The sequence below is a fragment of the Paraburkholderia aspalathi genome (assembly GCF_900116445.1).
GTDB lineage: Bacteria > Pseudomonadota > Gammaproteobacteria > Burkholderiales > Burkholderiaceae > Paraburkholderia > Paraburkholderia aspalathi.
Window position 1 is genome coordinate 72,669 of the sequence record NZ_FPBH01000013.1, and the last position, 17,653, is coordinate 90,321.

At 60.6% G+C, this 17,653-nt stretch carries 17 protein-coding genes; 10 read left to right on the top strand and 7 right to left on the bottom strand.

Annotated elements, in window-relative coordinates; genetic code table 11:
* The first annotated feature begins 24 nt into the window (after positions 1-24).
* Genes BM438_RS20460 through BM438_RS20470 form a run of 3 tightly spaced genes read left to right on the top strand, consistent with a single transcriptional unit; the run spans position 25 to position 4,230 of the window.
* Complete coding sequence (locus BM438_RS20460; RefSeq protein ID WP_244179406.1) at positions 25-1,167, top strand: HlyD family secretion protein; 1,143 nt, start codon at positions 25-27, stop codon at positions 1,165-1,167.
* Positions 1,160-2,758, top strand: coding sequence for an MDR family MFS transporter (locus tag BM438_RS20465; protein WP_093636810.1), 1,599 nt, complete (start codon positions 1,160-1,162; stop codon positions 2,756-2,758). The genes BM438_RS20460 and BM438_RS20465 overlap by 8 nt, the downstream gene beginning before the upstream one ends.
* Before the next feature lie 17 nt (positions 2,759-2,775).
* Positions 2,776-4,230: an efflux transporter outer membrane subunit gene (locus BM438_RS20470; protein WP_093637180.1), complete on the top strand. Its 1,455-nt coding sequence runs from the start codon at positions 2,776-2,778 to the stop codon at positions 4,228-4,230.
* A gap of 8 nt (positions 4,231-4,238) precedes the next feature.
* Here BM438_RS20470 and pdxR read toward each other — a convergent pair whose 3' ends face one another.
* Positions 4,239-5,762 carry a MocR-like pyridoxine biosynthesis transcription factor PdxR gene (pdxR, locus tag BM438_RS20475; protein WP_093636813.1) on the bottom strand — a complete coding sequence of 508 codons (1,524 nt, stop codon included), beginning with the start codon at positions 5,760-5,762 and terminating at the stop codon, positions 4,239-4,241.
* A gap of 140 nt (positions 5,763-5,902) precedes the next feature.
* On the opposite strand from pdxR, the gene BM438_RS20480 reads away from it, so the two are divergent.
* On the top strand, positions 5,903-6,562 hold the full coding sequence (locus BM438_RS20480; RefSeq protein WP_093636816.1) for an FMN-binding negative transcriptional regulator: 660 nt from the start codon (positions 5,903-5,905) through the stop codon (positions 6,560-6,562).
* Positions 6,563-6,622: 60 nt separating this feature from the next.
* On the opposite strand, the gene BM438_RS20485 is transcribed toward BM438_RS20480, so the two are convergent.
* Both BM438_RS20485 and BM438_RS20490 read right to left on the bottom strand, forming a co-directional pair.
* Positions 6,623-7,786, bottom strand: a complete 1,164-nt coding sequence (locus BM438_RS20485; RefSeq protein ID WP_093637183.1) for a M20 aminoacylase family protein — start codon at positions 7,784-7,786, stop codon at positions 6,623-6,625.
* Between the two features lie 37 nt (positions 7,787-7,823).
* Entirely contained in the window at positions 7,824-9,053 is a 1,230-nt protein-coding gene (locus tag BM438_RS20490; protein WP_093636819.1) for a diaminopropionate ammonia-lyase, read from the bottom strand.
* 170 nt (positions 9,054-9,223) lie between these two features.
* On the opposite strand from BM438_RS20490, the gene BM438_RS20495 reads away from it, so the two are divergent.
* Positions 9,224-9,700, top strand: a complete 477-nt coding sequence (locus BM438_RS20495; protein ID WP_093636822.1) for an Lrp/AsnC family transcriptional regulator — start codon at positions 9,224-9,226, stop codon at positions 9,698-9,700.
* Positions 9,701-9,726: 26 nt separating this feature from the next.
* Here the strand turns inward: BM438_RS20495 and BM438_RS20500 are convergent, their stop codons facing one another.
* Complete coding sequence (locus tag BM438_RS20500; protein WP_093636824.1) at positions 9,727-10,365, bottom strand: TetR/AcrR family transcriptional regulator; 639 nt, start codon at positions 10,363-10,365, stop codon at positions 9,727-9,729.
* 227 nt (positions 10,366-10,592) lie between these two features.
* Here BM438_RS20500 and BM438_RS20505 point away from each other — a divergent pair, with 227 nt between their 5' ends.
* The gene (locus BM438_RS20505; RefSeq protein WP_093636827.1) at positions 10,593-10,994 is read left to right on the top strand and encodes a nuclear transport factor 2 family protein; all 402 of its coding nucleotides are present in this window, start codon (positions 10,593-10,595) and stop codon (positions 10,992-10,994) included.
* Between the two features lie 48 nt (positions 10,995-11,042).
* On the top strand, positions 11,043-11,798 hold the full coding sequence (locus BM438_RS20510; protein WP_093636829.1) for an SDR family oxidoreductase: 756 nt from the start codon (positions 11,043-11,045) through the stop codon (positions 11,796-11,798).
* 118 nt (positions 11,799-11,916) lie between these two features.
* Here the strand turns inward: BM438_RS20510 and BM438_RS20515 are convergent, their stop codons facing one another.
* Entirely contained in the window at positions 11,917-12,834 is a 918-nt protein-coding gene (locus tag BM438_RS20515) for a LysR family transcriptional regulator (protein WP_093636832.1), read from the bottom strand.
* A gap of 139 nt (positions 12,835-12,973) precedes the next feature.
* On the opposite strand from BM438_RS20515, the gene BM438_RS20520 reads away from it, so the two are divergent.
* Together BM438_RS20520 and BM438_RS20525 are read left to right on the top strand one after the other, a co-directional pair.
* Positions 12,974-13,738 (top strand): SDR family oxidoreductase, encoded by a 765-nt coding sequence (locus BM438_RS20520; protein ID WP_093636835.1) that lies wholly within the window; start codon positions 12,974-12,976, stop codon positions 13,736-13,738.
* Positions 13,739-14,100: 362 nt separating this feature from the next.
* Positions 14,101-14,433, top strand: coding sequence for a hypothetical protein (locus tag BM438_RS20525; RefSeq protein WP_093636838.1), 333 nt, complete (start codon positions 14,101-14,103; stop codon positions 14,431-14,433).
* Positions 14,434-14,760: 327 nt separating this feature from the next.
* Here BM438_RS20525 and BM438_RS20535 read toward each other — a convergent pair whose 3' ends face one another.
* Positions 14,761-16,428 carry an alkaline phosphatase family protein gene (locus tag BM438_RS20535; protein WP_093636844.1) on the bottom strand — a complete coding sequence of 556 codons (1,668 nt, stop codon included), beginning with the start codon at positions 16,426-16,428 and terminating at the stop codon, positions 14,761-14,763.
* 291 nt (positions 16,429-16,719) lie between these two features.
* Between BM438_RS20535 and BM438_RS20540 the strand changes: the two genes are divergently transcribed.
* Positions 16,720-17,145 carry a hypothetical protein gene (locus BM438_RS20540; RefSeq protein ID WP_143131730.1) on the top strand — a complete coding sequence of 142 codons (426 nt, stop codon included), beginning with the start codon at positions 16,720-16,722 and terminating at the stop codon, positions 17,143-17,145.
* Positions 17,146-17,175: 30 nt separating this feature from the next.
* Here the strand turns inward: BM438_RS20540 and BM438_RS20545 are convergent, their stop codons facing one another.
* Positions 17,176-17,613 carry a MerR family transcriptional regulator gene (locus BM438_RS20545; protein WP_093636851.1) on the bottom strand — a complete coding sequence of 146 codons (438 nt, stop codon included), beginning with the start codon at positions 17,611-17,613 and terminating at the stop codon, positions 17,176-17,178.
* Between the last annotated feature and the right edge of the window lie 40 nt (positions 17,614-17,653).

Genomic DNA, 17,653 nt, shown 5'->3' on the forward strand with positions numbered 1-17,653 from the left:
CGTGGAAACAATTGGACCGATACGATGTCAGCGACTGCAGGCTCTCCCTCCCGCCCGATACCCGCCGAAGATTCGCCCGCAGCAGGCGCGAGGCGTCCCAGCCGGCGCACGGTGCTGATCGCGCTCGGCGTCGTCGCGCTGATCGTCGGCGCCGTCTGGCTCGCCCGCTGGTGGACCGTGGGCCGCTTCATCGAAAGCACCGACGACGCCTATCTGCAGGCCGACAGCGTCACCGTGGCGCCCAAGATTGCCGGTTACGTTACGGAAGTTTACGTCGCGGACAACCAGGTCGTGAAGCCGGGCGATCCGCTTGTTCATCTCGACGCCCGCCAGTATCAGGTCGCGCTCGACCAGGCGCGGGCCACGATCGATGCCCGCAAGGCCGACATCGAACGCGCGCAGGCCGACATCAAACAGCAGCAGTCCAACATTGCGCAGGCCCAGGCGCAGCAGCAGGTGGCGCGCGTTAGTGCGCAGCATGCGAGCGACGAAGTGCGGCGCTACGCGCCGCTCGTCGCCACCGGCGCTGAAAGCAGCGAACGGTTGGCGGAATTGACCAGTAGCCGCGATCAGGCGAATGCCACGCTCGCCGCGAATGCGGCGGCGGTCGAGGCAGCACGCTCGCAGATCGGTTCGGCTACCGCGCAGCTCGCTCAGGCGCGTGCGCAACTCGAAGCGGCCCAGGCTAGCGCCCAGCAATCGCAACTCGATCTCGACAACACCGTGGTGCGCAGTGTCCTCGGCGGCAAGGTCGGCGATCGCACCGTGCGCGTGGGTCAGTACGTGCAACCCGGCACGCGGATGCTGACGGTCGTGCCGGTCCAAAGCACCTATTTGCTGGCGAACTTCAAGGAAACGCAGGTGGGCGGGATGCGCGTCGGTCAGCCGGTGGAAATGCATGTCGACGCGTTGCCCGGTCATACGCTGCACGGCATGATCGACAGTTTCTCGCCAGGCACGGGCTCGCAATTCGCATTGCTGCCGCCGGAAAATGCCACGGGCAACTTCACCAAGATCGTGCAGCGCGTGCCCGTGCGGATTCGCATCGACACGGGCACGGAGACGCGCAGCGTGCTCTTGCCGGGGCTGTCAGTAACCGTGGATGTCGACACACGTTCGGCGCGCGATCGTGACGCACGTATCGACAGCGAGAACCATCGTGGCTGAATCGGGAACCGCAACTCCCGCCGCCGCACCGCGCGGGGAAGAGCGTGCCAGCGTCGGCGACTGGATCGCCGTCGCCGCGGGCGCGCTCGGCGCCCTGATGGCAACGCTCGACATCTCGATCACGAACTCCGCGCTGCCGCAGATCCAGGGCGAAATCGGCGCCACCGGTACGGAAGGCACCTGGATTTCGACCGGCTATCTGATGTCGGAAATCGTGATGATTCCGCTGGCGGCGTGGCTTACTCGCGTGTTCGGCCTGCGCAACTTTCTGCTCACCAATGCGGCGCTTTTCATTGCCTTTTCGATGATGTGCGGCTGGTCACACACCTTACCCATGATGATCGCAGGCCGCATCGGCCAGGGCTTCACGGGCGGCGCGCTGATTCCGACGGCGCAGACCATCATCCGCACACGCTTGCCGCTATCGCAGATGCCGGTCGGCATGACCATGTTCGGCTTGATCGTGTTGCTGGGGCCGCTGCTTGGACCGGTTGTCGGTGGCTGGCTCGCGGAGAACATCAGCTGGAGCTGGTGCTTCTTCATGAATCTGCCGATCTGCCTTGCGCTGATGACCCTGTTGATCGTCGGCCTGCCGTCAGACCGGCCGCACTGGGAGGCGTTTTTCAAGGCGGACTGGCTTGGCATCGTCGGTCTCGCGATCGGCCTTAGTTCGCTCACGGTCGTGCTCGAAGAAGGCCAGCGCGAGCGCTGGTTCGAATCGTCGATGATCGTGTCGCTCACCTGCGTGTCGGTCTTCGGCATGATCCTGATCGCCGCCTCGCAAATGACCGCAAAGAAGCCGATCGTGCGCCTGGGTCTGATGCGCAACCCGAATTACGCCAGCGTGATCGTGATTGTGTCCGCGGTCGGCGCAGCGCTTTATGGTGTGTCGTATCTGCTGCCGCAGTTTCTCGGGGTGGTCGCGGGCTACAACGCGGAACAGTCCGGCGCGATCATGCTGCTTTCCGGGCTGCCCGCCTTCATGATCATGCCGATCCTGCCGCGGCTGCTCGGCAAGGTCGATTTCCGCGTGCTGGTGATTACCGGGCTGGTGTTGTATGCAATCAGTTGCATGATCGACATTGAGTTGACGGCGCAGAGCGTCGGGCACGATTTCATCTGGTCGCAACTGATACGCGGCACCGCCCAGATGCTCGCGATGATGCCGCTCAATCAAGCGTCGATGGCGGCCGTGTCGCGCGAAGATTCCGGCGACGCCGCCGGTCTCTACAACATGGCGCGCAACCTAGGCGGATCGATCGGCCTTGCGATCATCGGTACCGTGATCGACCGGCGCACGACCTTTCATACCGCGATGATCCGCGAGTCGGTCAGTGCCAATTCGCTGATTGGGCAGGAGAGCCTGACGGCGAACGCGGCGAACTGGTTCGCCCATACGGGCGACATGGCGTACTCGCAGGTGCGCGCGCTTGGGCAACTCGGCGCGCAAATCCAGCAGCAGGCCATCGTGATGACCTATTCGGAGACCTTCTATCTGCTCGGCATCGCGCTGATCGCCTGCATTCCGCTTGCGCTGCTTCTGAAAACACCCAGCCGGAACGCACCGCCGCCTTCTTCCGCCGGACACTAATGTTTTTTCATCACACCATGATGTTCAACCGTCCCTCGTCTATCGCACTGGCCGCCGCCGTGCTTTTGTCCGCCTTGTCGGGTTGCACGGTCGGCCCGGATTATCACGGCGCGCCGCCGGTTGCGCAGGACGCCCGCAGCAGCGCGACCTTCGTGCGTGCGCCGGCTGCCGGTACGACCGCGACGCCCGCGCCGAACCAGTGGTGGCTCGCATTCAACGATCCGCAGTTGAACGATCTCATTGCCGCGGCCTTTGCGCATAGTCCCGACGTGCATATTGCGCAGGCCCGCTTGCGGGAATCGCGTTCACAACTGCAGAAGCAACGTGCGAACGAATTGCCGAAAATCTCCGGCGATGCTGCAGCGCTGCGCATGCGCTCGCCTGATCTGAGTTCGCTCAGCTCAGGCAGTAGCACATCGTCGGGTCGCGGCCCGTTGCAGCTCTACACCGCAGGCTTCGACGCTACATGGGAAATCGATCTGTTTGGCGGCACGCGGCGTGCTATCGAAGCGGCGTCCGCGGATGCGGAAGCCGTCGACGCCGATCTCGCGGACACCCAGGTGTCGCTCGCGGCTGAGGTTGCGCAGGTCTACATCGAACTGCGCGACCAGCAGACGCGGCTTGAACTCGCGCGGCGTCAGGCTGAGACCGAACAGAAGATGTTGACGCTCACGCAGCAGCGCCGGGAGCGTGGCACGGCAGCAGACCTCGATGTGGAACGCCTGAGTACGCAGGTTGAAAACACACGCGCAACGCTGATTCCGCTTGACGCGCAACTGACCGATTCGCTCGATCGTCTCGCCGTACTGACCGGCCGTGAGCCCGGCGCGCTAGACCAGCAACTCGCAGGTACACGGCCGCTGCCGGCGTTGCCCGGGACAGTGGCGATCGGCGATCCGTCGGCGATGTTGCAGCAGCGTCCCGACATTCGCGCGGCGGAGCGGCGGCTTGCGTCGAGCAATGCGCAGATCGGCGAACACATCGCGGATTTTTTCCCGAAGGTGACGTTGCTCGGCGATATCGGCTTCAGCGCGGGCGATCCGGGGCATCTCGTGCGCAAGAACAATTTCAGTTGGATCACCGCGCCGTATCTGCAATGGAACGCGTTCGATTTTGGCCGCACACTGGGCAGCGTGCACGCAGCCGAGGCATCGCGCGACGAAGCCGAGGCGCGTTATACGAAGGCCGTGCTCGGTGCGCTGCAGGACGCGAACTCGTCGCTCTCGCGCTATGGGCATCAGCGCGATCATGTCGTCACACTGCAAAAGGTGGAAACCTCAGCAAGCCACTCGGCCACGCTGATGCGGCAGCGCTATTCCGCCGGTGTCGCCACGCTGATCGATCTGCTCGACACGCAACGCGAAGAATTCACCGCGCAGCAGAATGTAGTCGCGGGACAGGCCGAATTGCTCAAGGACTTTGTGTCACTGCAGAAGAGTCTTGGCATCGGCTGGCAAGCGCAGCAAGGCTAGTGCGCGGGTTACGCTTTAACGGTCGCGGCGCCCTGCGGATTCGCACGGCGCGCCGCTTTTGCCGCAGCCGCGATACACCCGGCGAGATGTTGAGTGGCAATTTCAATTTCGGCGTCGCTGAAACCACCCAGACCCAGTATCAAACCCATTGGACCTTTTCCATTGGAATACATGGGCGACACCGCTCGTACAGCAACGCCGCGTTCGCCCGCTAACGACGCGACCAACCTGTCGTCGACATTCCCTCCGAGCCAAAGCACAAGGTGCATGCCCTGATCGCTCGGCTGCAACCAGGCGACCTCTTTCGGCAGCAGTCGCTCGAGCGTTTCGATGATGCACGCGCGGCGGTCCGCATAGACGCCACGAATACGCCGGATGTGACGATCCAGATGGCCTTCCGCGATGAAAGCCGCCAGTACATGCTGATCTGCGTTCGGGGGATTGCGATCCATGAGCACGCGCGCGCCGCAGAATGCCTCCACGAGGTTCTGCGGGACAACCGCATAGCCGAGCCGCAATGACGGAAACAGGATCTTGCTAAAGGTGCCGAGATAAACCACCCGATTGGGATCGAGTCCCTGAAGCGACGGAAACGGATGTCCCGCATAACGCAGTTCGCTGTCGTAGTCGTCTTCGACCACCCAGGCGTTGTTCGCGCGGGCCCACGCCAACAGCGCGTTGCGCCGCGCCATACTCAATGGCATTCCGAGAGGATATTGGTGCGACGACGTGACGAATGCCGCCCGTGCGTGTGGTGCCAGCTTGATACCCTCATCGACGTTGAGGCCCTCCGCATCGACGGGTACCCGGATCATGCGTTCCGGGCGACCGGTGCTTTCCAGAATAGCCGTAATGCCCCGATACGCCGGGTCCTCCACCCACGCCGACGCGTCGCCATCGAGTAGCACCTGGCATGACAGGTAAAGGCCTTGTTGAGTGCCGCTCGTAATGATCACCTGGTCCGCCTCGCAACGAACCGAGCGCGATTTCCTGACGTAGTCGGCCACTGCTTCGCGCAGCGCCAACGCTCCTTGTGGGTCGCCATACCCCGCCGGCGCGCCGGGTCCGCGGGCGCGCAGCCGGTTGCCGAGCCGGCGCCAGATATCGTCCGGAGCGGCAGGGCCAATGGGTACTGAAACTGCAAAAGGCGCTTGCGGCACGGCAGAAAATTGACGTGCAACCTGTGCGAAAAGATGGGCGCGTTCTGGAAGCGGGGCAGTTTCAACGGATGAGAACCGCCCTCGGGCATCGGCAGGGAGCGTCAACGACTGCGCCACGCGCGTGTCGGAGCCAGGCTGCGATTGCAGAAAGCCTTCGGCGATCAGTTGCTCGAATGCCTCGACGACGGTTCCCCGTGCAACATGCAAGGACGCAGCTAAGGTGCGCGTGGAGGGGAGCACTTCACCGGGTTTGAGGTCGCCACGGCGGACGGCCTCGCGGAGTGCCTGGGCGAGCTGGCGGCCCAAATGGCCCGCGGCTCGATCCAGCATGCCGATCGCCGGAACGTCCACCGCTTTCGGTTTGCGAGCCATGGCTTTCTGGTCCAAAGAAAATGATCCAAACTGGTTCTACAATATAAACCAGTTTGCCGCCACAATTCTTTCCAGGCCTGCCGCACCGGCGTTGCCTGCAATGAGGGTTAGCGCATCGCTGCACTCATCACGGAGCCCCTATGTACGTACCCACTCATTTTGATGAACCGCGCACCGAGGTGCTGCACTCGCTGATCACAGAGAATCCGTTCGGCACGCTGATCACGCATGGCAAAAGCGGTCTGGACGCCAACCACATTCCGTTTGATCTGAAAGCCGGCGAGGGCGCGTACGGCGTCCTTCATGCTCACGTGGCTCGCGCCAATCCGGTCTGGCAGGACGTGGCCAACGGGGACGAGGTACTAGTCGTGTTTCGCGCGGGCGACGCTTACATCTCGCCCAACTGGTATCCGAGCAAGCACGAGTTGCACAAGCAGGTGCCGACATGGAACTACAGGGTGGTCCACGCGCACGGCCGGGTGACCATCCGCGATGACGAACGCTATGTTCGCGGGCTGGTCGCTCGCCTCACACGGACTCATGAAGCCTCCCAGACTCGTCCGTGGAAGATGACGGACAGCACCGCCGACTACATCGATATGATGCTCAAGGCGATCGTCGGCGTTGAGATCGAAATCACGCGCCTGGTCGGGAAGATCAAGCTCGGCCAGAACAAGGAAGTGCGGGATATCGAAGGGGCCGGCGCTGCTCTCAACGAGCGGGGAGAAAACGTGATCGGCGAAGCCATGCTTGAGTGCGCCGCCATAAAGGCTGCGAAGGCGGGTGATTCCCCCGCCTGACGCTCATCAAAAACCGCGGCCAGCGCCGGTCTCTGATGCCGGGCAGCAAGGGGACGTAGCTCAGGCAGAAGGGAGCGCGAGCCGCGCGATTTCAGCAAAATATCGCGCACCGGTGAGCAATATCTCGTCGTTGAAATCGTAGGTGGCGTTGTGGAGCGGAGTACTCCCTTCCTTCCCCGTCTCGCCATTGCCGATGAAAATGAAGTTGCCCGGTACTGCCTGAAGGAACGCGCCGAAATCCTCGGAGATCATCATGGGTTGCACGCCGGCGTCGACGTTATCTGCGCCTACGATATTGCGCGCGGCCGAAACGGCAAGGTCCACATATTCCGGTGAATTCACCGTAGGCGCGAATTCGTGCGTGTATTCGAACGCACATTCAGCCCCGTGCGCGTGGCAGATCCCTTCGCTGATTTCTCGCATGCGGTTTGCCAGCATGGTCCGGACTTCGGGAATGTAGCTGCGTGTGTCGCCCTTGATCGTTACGTTCGACGGGATGACGTTGCGGATGCCATCCGTAATGAACTCCGTGCAGGAGATCACCGCCTGCAGGCTTGGATCGAGGTTGCGGGACACGATTGTCTGCAATGCCAGCACGATTTGCGACGCGATCACAATCGGATCGACGCCCATGTGCGGTCTCGCTGCATGCGTGCCGCGGGCTTTGATATGGATGACGAAATTGTCTTCGCTGGCCATGATGCCGCCCGCGCGTGTCGCGAAGGTCCCGGCGGCCATGCCCGGCATATTGTGCGCGCCAAAGATTGCGTCGACGGGATATCGATCGAAAAGCCCGTCGTTCATCATCGCTTTCGCACCGCGGCCATGTTCTTCGGCCGGTTGAAAAATGAATCGTACGGTGCCGTTGAAATTCTTCGTTTCGGCCAGCAGACGCGCGGCCCCGAGAATCATCGACATATGTCCGTCGTGTCCGCAGGCGTGCATCTTGCCTTGCGTTCGCGAGGCATACGGGCGGTCCGGTGCGTTCTCCGCGATATTCAGTGCATCCATGTCCGCACGCAGACCAATCACGCCACGGCCGTTGCCGACCGTGAGATTGGCGACGAGTCCGGTGCCGCCGATTCCTCGGTGCACGTCGAGGCCGAGAGACTTCAAGGCGCGCGCGACATAGTCCGAAGTCGCGACTTCCTCGAAGCCGGTTTCCGGGTTCTGGTGCAGATGCTGACGCCAACTCTTCAACTGCGATTGCAAGGCGATTTCCATAACGTCTACCTCTTTTTCGGTGACCATTCAGCTTGTCTTATCGAACCGCGGCTTCGAGCCATTGAGCCTGACGTGAAAGCACCGAGTCGGCCGTTTCGCCCACGCATTCGCGGTAGACCGACGGCGCCGTTGCTCCCTCGGTGCTGATCACGAGAACGCGCGAATCTTTGTCCAGGCCGGCGGCGCGTGCCAGTTGCGAATCCTGCATGAGGACTTCGAGGCCCGCGTAGCCCGCTGCGCCGGATTCACCGACTATCAGCGGAACATCCGCATCCGTTCCAGCCGCGAGCCGGCGCATCGCGGTAATCGCGTCTTTGTCGCTGATCGTCATGAAATCGTCTACGCACGACTCGAGGATTTTCCACGCGAGCGGTGAAGCTTCGCCGCATGCAAGGCCCGCCATGATGGAATCGACGGAGCCGGTTGCTTTCGCCGCCCGGCCTTCGCGTGCACTTTGATACAGGCAGTCTGCCTGCTGCGGCTCGACGACAACGAAGCGCGGACGTTTGCTGCCATGAATCTCCCAAAGATAGCTGGCGACTCCGGCAGCAAGACCGCCGACACCGCCCTGCAGAAATATATGGGTGAAGGCGCATTCGTCGGCATGACTTTCGGATTGCTCGACGATCTCGGCCGCGATCGCGCCGTAGCCCTGCATGACGTCGCGAGGAATGGCTTCATATCCTTCATAGGATGTGTCTGAGACCACATGCCAACCGTTGTCTTTTGCAAGGCGCGCAGCTTCTTCCACCGACTCGTCGTAGTTGCCCTTGATACGAATGATCTGCGCACCGTATGCGGCGATGGCCCGCTCGCGTTCAGCGCTCACGTTGGCGTGCAGGACGATCACGCAATTGCATCCGAGTGTTTGTGCCGCTGCGGCCAGGGCTTTGCCATGGTTGCCGTCGGTCGCGCTGATCACGACGAAGTTCGTGAGCATGTCCTTGTAGTGCCCCTCGATCAAACCCTTCGGATCGAGATTGTGCTCGGGCCACAAACGCAAAATCAGGCGCACGAGCGCAATAGGCGCGCCCAGCGCCTTGAAGCTACCGAGCGGTGAACGGACGGATTCGTCTTTGATGCACAGACGCGCCACGCCAAGTCGCGCCGCCGCATCGGGAAGATCCCATAGCGGGGTAGCGGACGAACCGAGAAGCGCCCAGTTCTTGAGCCATGCGCGGCTCTGTTCGGCGGCCTCCACGTTGAGAACTACCTTCAGCTCGTTCGGGTAGTCGGTGTGCGACGCGCGCTCGTTCGCGATCAGCATTGCGGTGCGGCTCCTGTGAATGAATGTCGGGCAGGACCATCAGATTTCCCGCCACGGGGAATCGATACGTCAACCAATGCCAAAATAATATTGCTTGACGTGCTCAAATTAATCCCTAAATCTGGGGCTCCGGCGCAATAATTTCTCGCTTTCGCACAAGGACCCGCCTCATGGCTATCACTCTCGACGCTTTCGATCGCAAGCTGTTAGCCGAGGTCCAGCAGGACGCTCAACTCCCGCAAAACGAACTTGGCGCCCGGGTTAACCTCTCAACTGCCGCGGTGAACCGCCGTTTGCGCCGCCTCGCCGAAGACGGCGTGATTGACCGGTACACAGCGATCGTCGCGCCCGAAAAGGTGGGCTGTCCTCTCACCATCGTCTCCATGGTGGAAGTCGAGAGCGAGCAGATCGACCTACTCGATTCGATGAAGCGAACCTTTGAGCAATGCCCGCAGATCCAGCAGTGCTACTACGTCGCGGGGGAATGGGATTTCGTCTTGATCTTCACAGTGCGGGACATGGAGCAATACAACGACCTGACCCGGCAGTTGTTCTTTTCCAATAACAATGTGAAGCGCTTCAAGACGCTCGTGAGCATGAGCCGCGTGAAGGTTGGATTGGGCGTGCCTGTCGATATCGATGACTGACGCACACCGCTGCACTACACATTGAGCTAACGCCGCCGCGAGTGTCCGCGCGATTGAGTTTCAGCCTGCGTCTCCACCGCAGCGAGAAGATGCCGGCGACCCTCGTCAAGAATTTCATCCGCGAGCGCCGGATCAACATCTGCAACAGCCCGCGAAAGCAGCAGCGCGCCGACCATCTGACTAAACAAAGTGATCGCCTTGCTGCGACCGCCTTCGCTGATCCCCTCGGTCTCTTCGATGACCTTGGCGAATCGGTCGAGGTTCACCGCGAGCCCCTCTGCGTAAGCGCCGCGTGCGACGTCGTCGAATCGGCGGGCGTCGCCTACAAAACCCGACCAGGGGCACCCCGCCTCAATATTCGCGCGATGCTCGGGCGACAGGTACCACTCAATGTTGTACTTGACCGGGTCAGCGCCAGATGACTTCGCGCCGTCGATCAGGGCGGCATAAGCCTCTCCCCCTTCTTCCATCGCCTTTTCCATCACCGCGGCGACCAGCGCGTCTTTCGATTTGAAGTGGTTGTAGAAACCGCCCTGCGTAAAGCCCGCCGCCTTCATCAACTCGGCGAGACCGACCGCATCGACGCCACGCTCGCGAAACAGCTTTTCAGCCGCGGCCACGATTGCGTGCCGGTTTTCCATCGCTTGCTGCCTGGAAACACCCACTTTCCCCCCTTTGGTCGATAGCGACCCAATAAGACTCATCAAAAAATACAATGGTGATCACCATTGACATCGCCACGATGGCCACCCACAATCCACTTCAATGACAATGTCATTCACCATTGTCTTAAGTATAGCCTTCTTTACCTGAGTGTCCAGGCAACAGGAGGCACCACGGTTATTCGACGCCTGAACGCGTCGTCACCTCACTCTTGAAAGAGGGCATCACCATGACGAAGACAACCCCTGAACAGAACAAGGCGCTCGTGCTGGAAGCATTCGACACCCTGTTCAACAAGCGCGACTACGCAGCGGCCGAGCGCTTCTGGTCCGATCGCTACATCCAACATAGCGCTCATATCGCGCCGGGACGGGATGGCCTGTTCGACCTGATTCGCACGCTGCCCGACACCTTGCGCTATGAGAACCAACTGATCCTGGCCGAAGGCGACTACGTCATTGCACATGGGCGCTTCTCGGGACACGGCCGGCCTGCTGCGTGGGTCGCAGCGGACGTCGTCCGCTTTGAAAACGGCAAGCTCGCCGAGCATTGGGACGTGCTTCAGGACGAAGCGACCCGGGCCGAATCAGCGAGCGGTCTGCCGATGTTCGGCGACAGCTTCCCTGCCTGACCACGCCAACCTCATCTACAGCAAATCAACTTCATCAGGAATACGATCATGAAACTCACCGGAAACACGATTTTCATCACGGGCGGTGGTTCTGGCATTGGCCGCGGGCTTGCCGAAGCACTCCACAAGCGCGGCAACAAGGTCATCATCAGCGGCCGCCGGCGCGGACATCTCGACGAGGTAGTGGCAGCGAATCCCGGCATGTCTGCAATCGAGCTCGACATTGCCGATCCGGCCAGCATCGAGAAGGTAGCGGCGCAACTGATTGCGGACTATCCCGACCTCAACGTGCTGATCAACAACGCTGGGATCATGGAGCCCGACCAGGCGGGCGGCCACATCGACGACGCGCTGCTGGTGTCCACCGTCACGACCAATCTCATCGGGCCGATCCGCATGACGTCGGCGCTGCTCGATCATCTCAAGACCCGGAACGACGCTGTCGTCGCCTATACAAGCTCGGTCCTCGCTTTCGTTCCGTTGGCCGTGACGTCGGTGTATTCGTCGACCAAGGCGGCGCTGCATTCGTACGTCCTCTCGCAACGCTTCATGCTGCGGGACACGAAGGTTCGCGTACTCGAAATCGCACCGCCCTGGGTGCGCACGGACCTCATGAACAGCCGCGAGGCCGAACAGGCAATGCCGCTTGACGCCTTCATCGACGAAACGATCGCTGTCCTCGGAACGGACGCGGATGAGGTACTGGTTGAAGGGGCGAAGGCGTTCCGCGCGAACCCGGGACCCGGCGAGCACGCCTTCGTCAATAACTTCAATGCGCAGATGACGGAAGTGTTCGGTGGGTGAGTGACTGCTTGCCGGATACGCGTCGCAGGCAAATCGGCGTGTATCCGGTGGCAGCAGTATCGAGCTTCAGCCGCGCCGGGTAGTGGCAAATCGTGAGCGGGGGCGACGTGACCTTCGTTCAACCTCCGTCATCCCGATCCCACGGCGGCACGCCGCCGAACGCCTCGACCAGAAAATCGACCACCGCGCGTATCTTTGCACTCAGATGCCGACGGCTCGGATACAGCGCAAGTACGTCGATGTCAGGCAAGCGATAGTCAGGCAATACCTGAACCAGCTTGCCGGCGCGCAGGTCGTTACCGATAAGAAAGGTGGGCTGCCAGATCACGCCTTGCCCGGCGAGCGCAGCCGCACGTGCGGTATCGCCGTTGTTGGTATGCATGTGGCAGTTGACCTTCACGGTGTGCGCTTTGCGCTCACTGTCCATGAGTTGCCACTCGTCGCCGGTGGCGGCGTACGAGTAGCCGATGCATTGATGCTCGATCAAGTCGGCTGGCTCAGCAGGGTATCCGCAACGCGCCAGGTACTCCGGCGACGCACAAAGAATGTTTCTCGATGTCGCCAGCTTGCGTGCTGCGTGGCTGGTCGAACCGGCGCGTGAGATGCGAATGGCGAGGTCGTAGCCTTCCTCGACGATATCGACGACGCGGTCAATCAGCGCGACATCGAGTTCCACGCCGGGATATTTCCGCATGAACTCGGGCCATAGCGGCGCCAGATGCAAAATGCCGAAGCTCACAGGCGCATTGATGCGCAATCGGCCGCGCGGTTCGACCGATGCCGATGATACAAGCCCCTCAGTCTCGGCGACGTCGTCGAGAATCGATTTGCAGCGAGCGTAAAGCGTCTCGCCGCCCTCGGTCAGCGAAAGCCTGCGCGAGGTGCGATTCAGCAGACGTGTGCCCAGGTGCGCTTCCAGCTCATTCACGTAGCGGGTCACGTTGGCGGGCGACGTCTCGAGCGCATCGGCGGCGCGCGTGAAGCTGCCGCGGCTCACCACGGTCACGAAGACTTCATAAGCACGCAGCCGGTCCATGTCTTTCCCCGATCATTCACAAATGCTGAATGATATACCCATGTTTTGAGCCTTCCTGCGATAGTGACTGAAGCCTATATTGCTTCTCACGGACCAAGGCACTGGGCACTGGTCAACACACTGCAGCAGGAGATTGAACATGCAACGCTTATCAGGAAAAGTCGCGATCGTGACCGGCGCCAGCGCGGGAATTGGCCGTGCCACCGCAAAACTGTTCGCCGCGGAAGGCGCAAAAGTGGTGATCGCGGCGCGCCGCGAAGCTGAACTTGAAACGCTCGCAGCCGAAATTGCCAGCGAAGGCGGCGAGGCCGCGTTTCTGGCGGGCGACGTGCAGTCAGAGGACTACGCGAAAGCGCTGGTCGCGCTCGCCGTGAGCCGCTTCGGCCGGCTCGACATTGCCTATAACAACGCCGGCACGCTGGGCGAAATGGGCCCGACCTCGGGCGTGTCGGAAGCGGGCTGGTCGGCTGCTTTGGCGACCAATCTGACGAGCGCCTTTTTGGGTGCGAAGCACCAGATCCCCGAGATGGCGAAGCACGGTGGCGGGTCGGTTATCTTCACGTCGACGTTCGTTGGCTACTCATTCGCTTTCCCGGGCACGGCGGCATACGCCGCGAGCAAGGCCGGTTTGATTGGGCTGACACAAGCGCTGGCTGCCGAGTATGGCCCGCAAGGTGTGCGCGTCAACGCCATTCTGCCTGGTGCCGTGGACACGCCGATGTATCGCGACATGAACGACACCGCTGAGTCGCAAGCCTTCGTGACCGGCTTGCATGCGCTCAAGCGAGTCGCACGGCCGGAAGAACTCGCCCGTTCGGTGCTGTATCTCGCGTCGGATGACTCGTCCTTCGTGACCGGTACTGCTTCGCTCGTCGATGGCGGCGCATCGATTACGCGGACGTAAATCTCTTGATGGCATCTGATGTTCGGGATGCCTTCTTTGAAGAGATCCAGGCAATTAAAGAGCCGATATCGGGCGTTGAATTGACGAGCAATGCTGATTGCGCGGCTTCGCATTTACTTTTGCTCCAAAGCAGGGCGTAGTTGGGACGCGATCTTGCATGAACAAAGCTTCGTGCCGCAGTGCAACGACATTGAACGCTAGCGATAGAGAATGGTAGCCGCACTGGTCATCCCGGTGTGGCTTCTCGTCTGATTATTGAGTGTGTTCACGTTGCGAGGCAAATGACGCCTGCAAGACTCAAGCTTCGACATCTGCGCGCCGTTATACGGGTTACAACCGTAAAAACTCGGGGGAGAACGGCGATGAGCAACGATGAGCGTCTCAGGCGTGAATTCTATGTGAACCCGGCTTCCTATTGCCGGGTGATGTCCGTCGTCTCGGCCGTCACCTTCGGTCTCTACCGGGTGGAGGGCGGCGGAACGGTCGGCATGCTTTCCGTCCGCTGGGAAAAACTGGGCAACGAGGTCGTGCCGCAACTGCATGCTTACTATGACAGTTGGCGCGTACTTGCTTCGTTCTCTGATGTTCTCGCGCGGATGAGCGAAGTGGCGGGATCATCCTGCTCGCCCGAAGACTTGTGTCAGATCTTGCTGGATTGCGGATTCGTCAATCGAATCGAGTCGAACCGGGAATGACTGATAGCGATCAACCGTCGATCACTCACCAGATATCAGTCTTAACAGGAAGGAAATCGTAATCATGTCAGTAACGGTTCGCGTGGAGTATCAGTATTGCCAACATGGCAAGAAAGCGGTTCAGACAGGAAGTGACGTGCTAACCGTGTCAGAAGATACCAAGAGCGCGATTCTCGCTATGTTGCGGCTCCTGCATCCGCGTTGGGAGTCGATCAAGGTGCTGTCTACGTCTCCAACGACGTCGTCAGAAACGACTTCGAGTAGTTAAAAACGGCATCGTCGGTGAAGCGAGTGCGCGGTACTAGCCGCGCACTCGCTTCCAATCGCCTAGAAGCGCTCGCGATCGTAGCCCGGTAGCGCACGCGTTCCTTCAACAGCGACCGAGTGCAGCAGTTCAGGTTCCAGGTCGAGCAAACGCAGGATCGTCGGTGCGACCTGCGTGGTCGATACACGCTCGTCGTTGGTCCGGCCAGCGTGATGGGCGTGAGGCACGTAGACCACGAGACCAAGATGGCTGTCGTCGGGCGCGTTGCCGCCGTGCTCTTCGTCTTTAGCCGTACTCGAGGTATAGATGACCCCCGGGTTCGGCTGGACGACGATGTCAGGCGTGCGTCCGCGTGCCGGATCGCCAAACCACCCGTTCAACTGCGGGCCGTACAGAATGTACGCCTGCGGACCGTCCGCACAGATGCCGGGCGCGTTGCAGCTCAGGTTGTCTTTCAGGGTCTTCACGACTGCCGGCAATTGGCTTTGATCTCGCAACCAGATCAGGCCGACGTCGTCGGTCTGCACGAAACCCGTATCGACGAGCCCCGTTCCGTCATTGAGGTTGCCGCTTTTCGTACTGTTCTGCCCGAAGTTGCCGTTCGGGTCCAGATAGTTGTTTGCTTCAAGCAGTTTCGAAAGCGTGTCGCCGTTCTTGACCAGCTTCGAATGATCGGTCGGCGACTGCCCATGCTTCGCCGTGACGATGATCGCCGTCGACGAATAAAGGTTGTGCTGCTTGAGTTCGGACACGATGCGACCCAAGGCGTTGTCCAGATAAGCAATCGCGCCGCTTACCTGCGGACCCGGCGTGAAGCTCGCATCCAGATAGCCGCCGCCATTTGCGACCGTTGCCTTCTGGGCGACGCTCAGTGTCTGGAAGTTGGTGCCGAACACCGTCGGTATGTCGGCGCTGGATTGGCCGGTCGAATCCTTACCGTCGATTTCATTGATCAGCGACTGCACGTGCAGATTGTCGAACTTTTCCGTGTGCGTGTAGATGTCGATGTAGTTCGTATTGGTAGCCGGATCAATCGAGTTGATCTCGGTGCGCGAAAGATCGTCGACGCCTGTGCCGGACGGTCCATTGAGCCAGTCGTAGCCCCACGCATGTTTGTCCGCCCATGCGGTGCGAGCGCCTTTCACGTTTTGTTTGACCACTTCGAAGATCGTGTTGGTCTTCACATAATTGTGCGGATAGACGGGCGTACAGACGCCATTGACCAACGCATGCGGGATGGCTTGCGGATTGAACGCGCCGCCACCGTTGAGATGGGTCAGAGCGCCGCCGTTCTCGCCGTCGATGCCAGTGGTCTCGTCGAATACGACGTTCCAGCCTTGCTTGCCGGTGCAACTGCTATCGGACGGCGCGTAGAGCGTGCGGTCATACGATACGTCGTAGAAGAGGCCCGCGGATTTGGGCGAGCCACCGGTGACGAGCGCCGCGAGGCCCGGGAACGAATCCGAAAGATGTGGCGTGTGCGCGTTGGTGTAAGTCGTGCCCGACTTGGCCAGCAACGCAAGATTGGGGCATGCATTCGAACCGATACAGCGTGCGACGTCCTGCTCATGCAAGCCGTCGAAGCTAATCAGCAGCACATGTTTCACTGACTCATGCTCGTGATCGTGTTCATCGCTTGCCGCTGCACCCAGCGAGTACAGTCCGGCCAGCAAGGCAACGCTCGCGCCAAAGGCGCTTTGTGTACGCTTCCATCTCCTGATCGTCTTCATCTCTCGTCCTTTTGGTTGTTACGAAACATTTGGTAATCGGGGATGAATGTGCAGTGGAATTGAGTCGCCTGGATGAACCGACGCTTTCGATTCCATAACGCACTGACGATTTATGCAACGGTGAGAAAATCACGTAATAGTTTGTATTGCATAAGGTTTTCTTAAGCATTGCATGGTCCGGCGAATGCCGACTTGCCCTAAAATGCCGCTTACCGCTACGTACTATAAATTCCAAGACCAACCATGCCACGCTACGCCACATCGAGTCTCCGACGCGCTTCCGCCGGCGTCATGTTGGCTGCGATCTCTACCTTGGTAACCGGCTGTAGTGACGGGATATCCGAGGCCGACGCCGCATTCGTTACCACCGGGACGCCGCCCCAATTCGAATCAATGCGGATGTACGGCGCAGCGCCGGACAACCCCGCTCCGGGTAGCGGCAACACGCATGCTTCGGGCGGGCTCCGCCAGGGGTGTATGGCGATCATCCGCGCGGGAGGCCGGGATGTGCGCGAAACGGTGATTCTCGAGAACGAGCCGGGTCCGTCCTTCGATCTTGATGTCATCCGTACGTCCGACGGATGGAGCGTGACTTCGGACGGACTCACACCGCCGAGCACCGACCCCGTGGGTTTCCGCACGCGCTTCACGCACTGCGTGAACGCCATCCGCGACAAGTACGCAGCTGAACCGGAAAAGGCGCCGTTCAACAAATAAGCTTTGATCGTGGTGCGCGCGCGGCCTGCTTCATTCGTGTCGGGTCTTTGACCGGCGCGACGGTTCCTGCTGTTGTGCCAGGAGCTGATTGGCCAATTCCTCGCCATCGACACACTTTCCTTGAGCCCACGCTTCGCTGAGCGTGGTGCGAAGCGTGCGTAGCGTCTTTCGCTGCAGACGCAGGGCGGTCATGAGTTGCTCGATCTCCTCGAGCCGCGTATCGAGTTTGTGCAGCAAATCCTCTTTCGGATAAAGCTCGTCACCAGAGAAGGCCTCGCGCAGCCTGTCGAGCGGAAAGCCCAGGTTCTGCGCCAACTGCACCACGCGCAGGCGCCCAATGGCCTGCTCAGAGTAGACGCGATAACCGTTGGGACTGCGCTCCGGCTCGGGCAGCAAGCCGCTCTGCTCGTAGAAGCGGATGGCGGACGGTGCGAGGCCGGTTTTTTCCGCGAGTTCGCCGATTCTCATAATCGCTTGACCTTCAAGTTGACTTGAATCTTAGTATAGC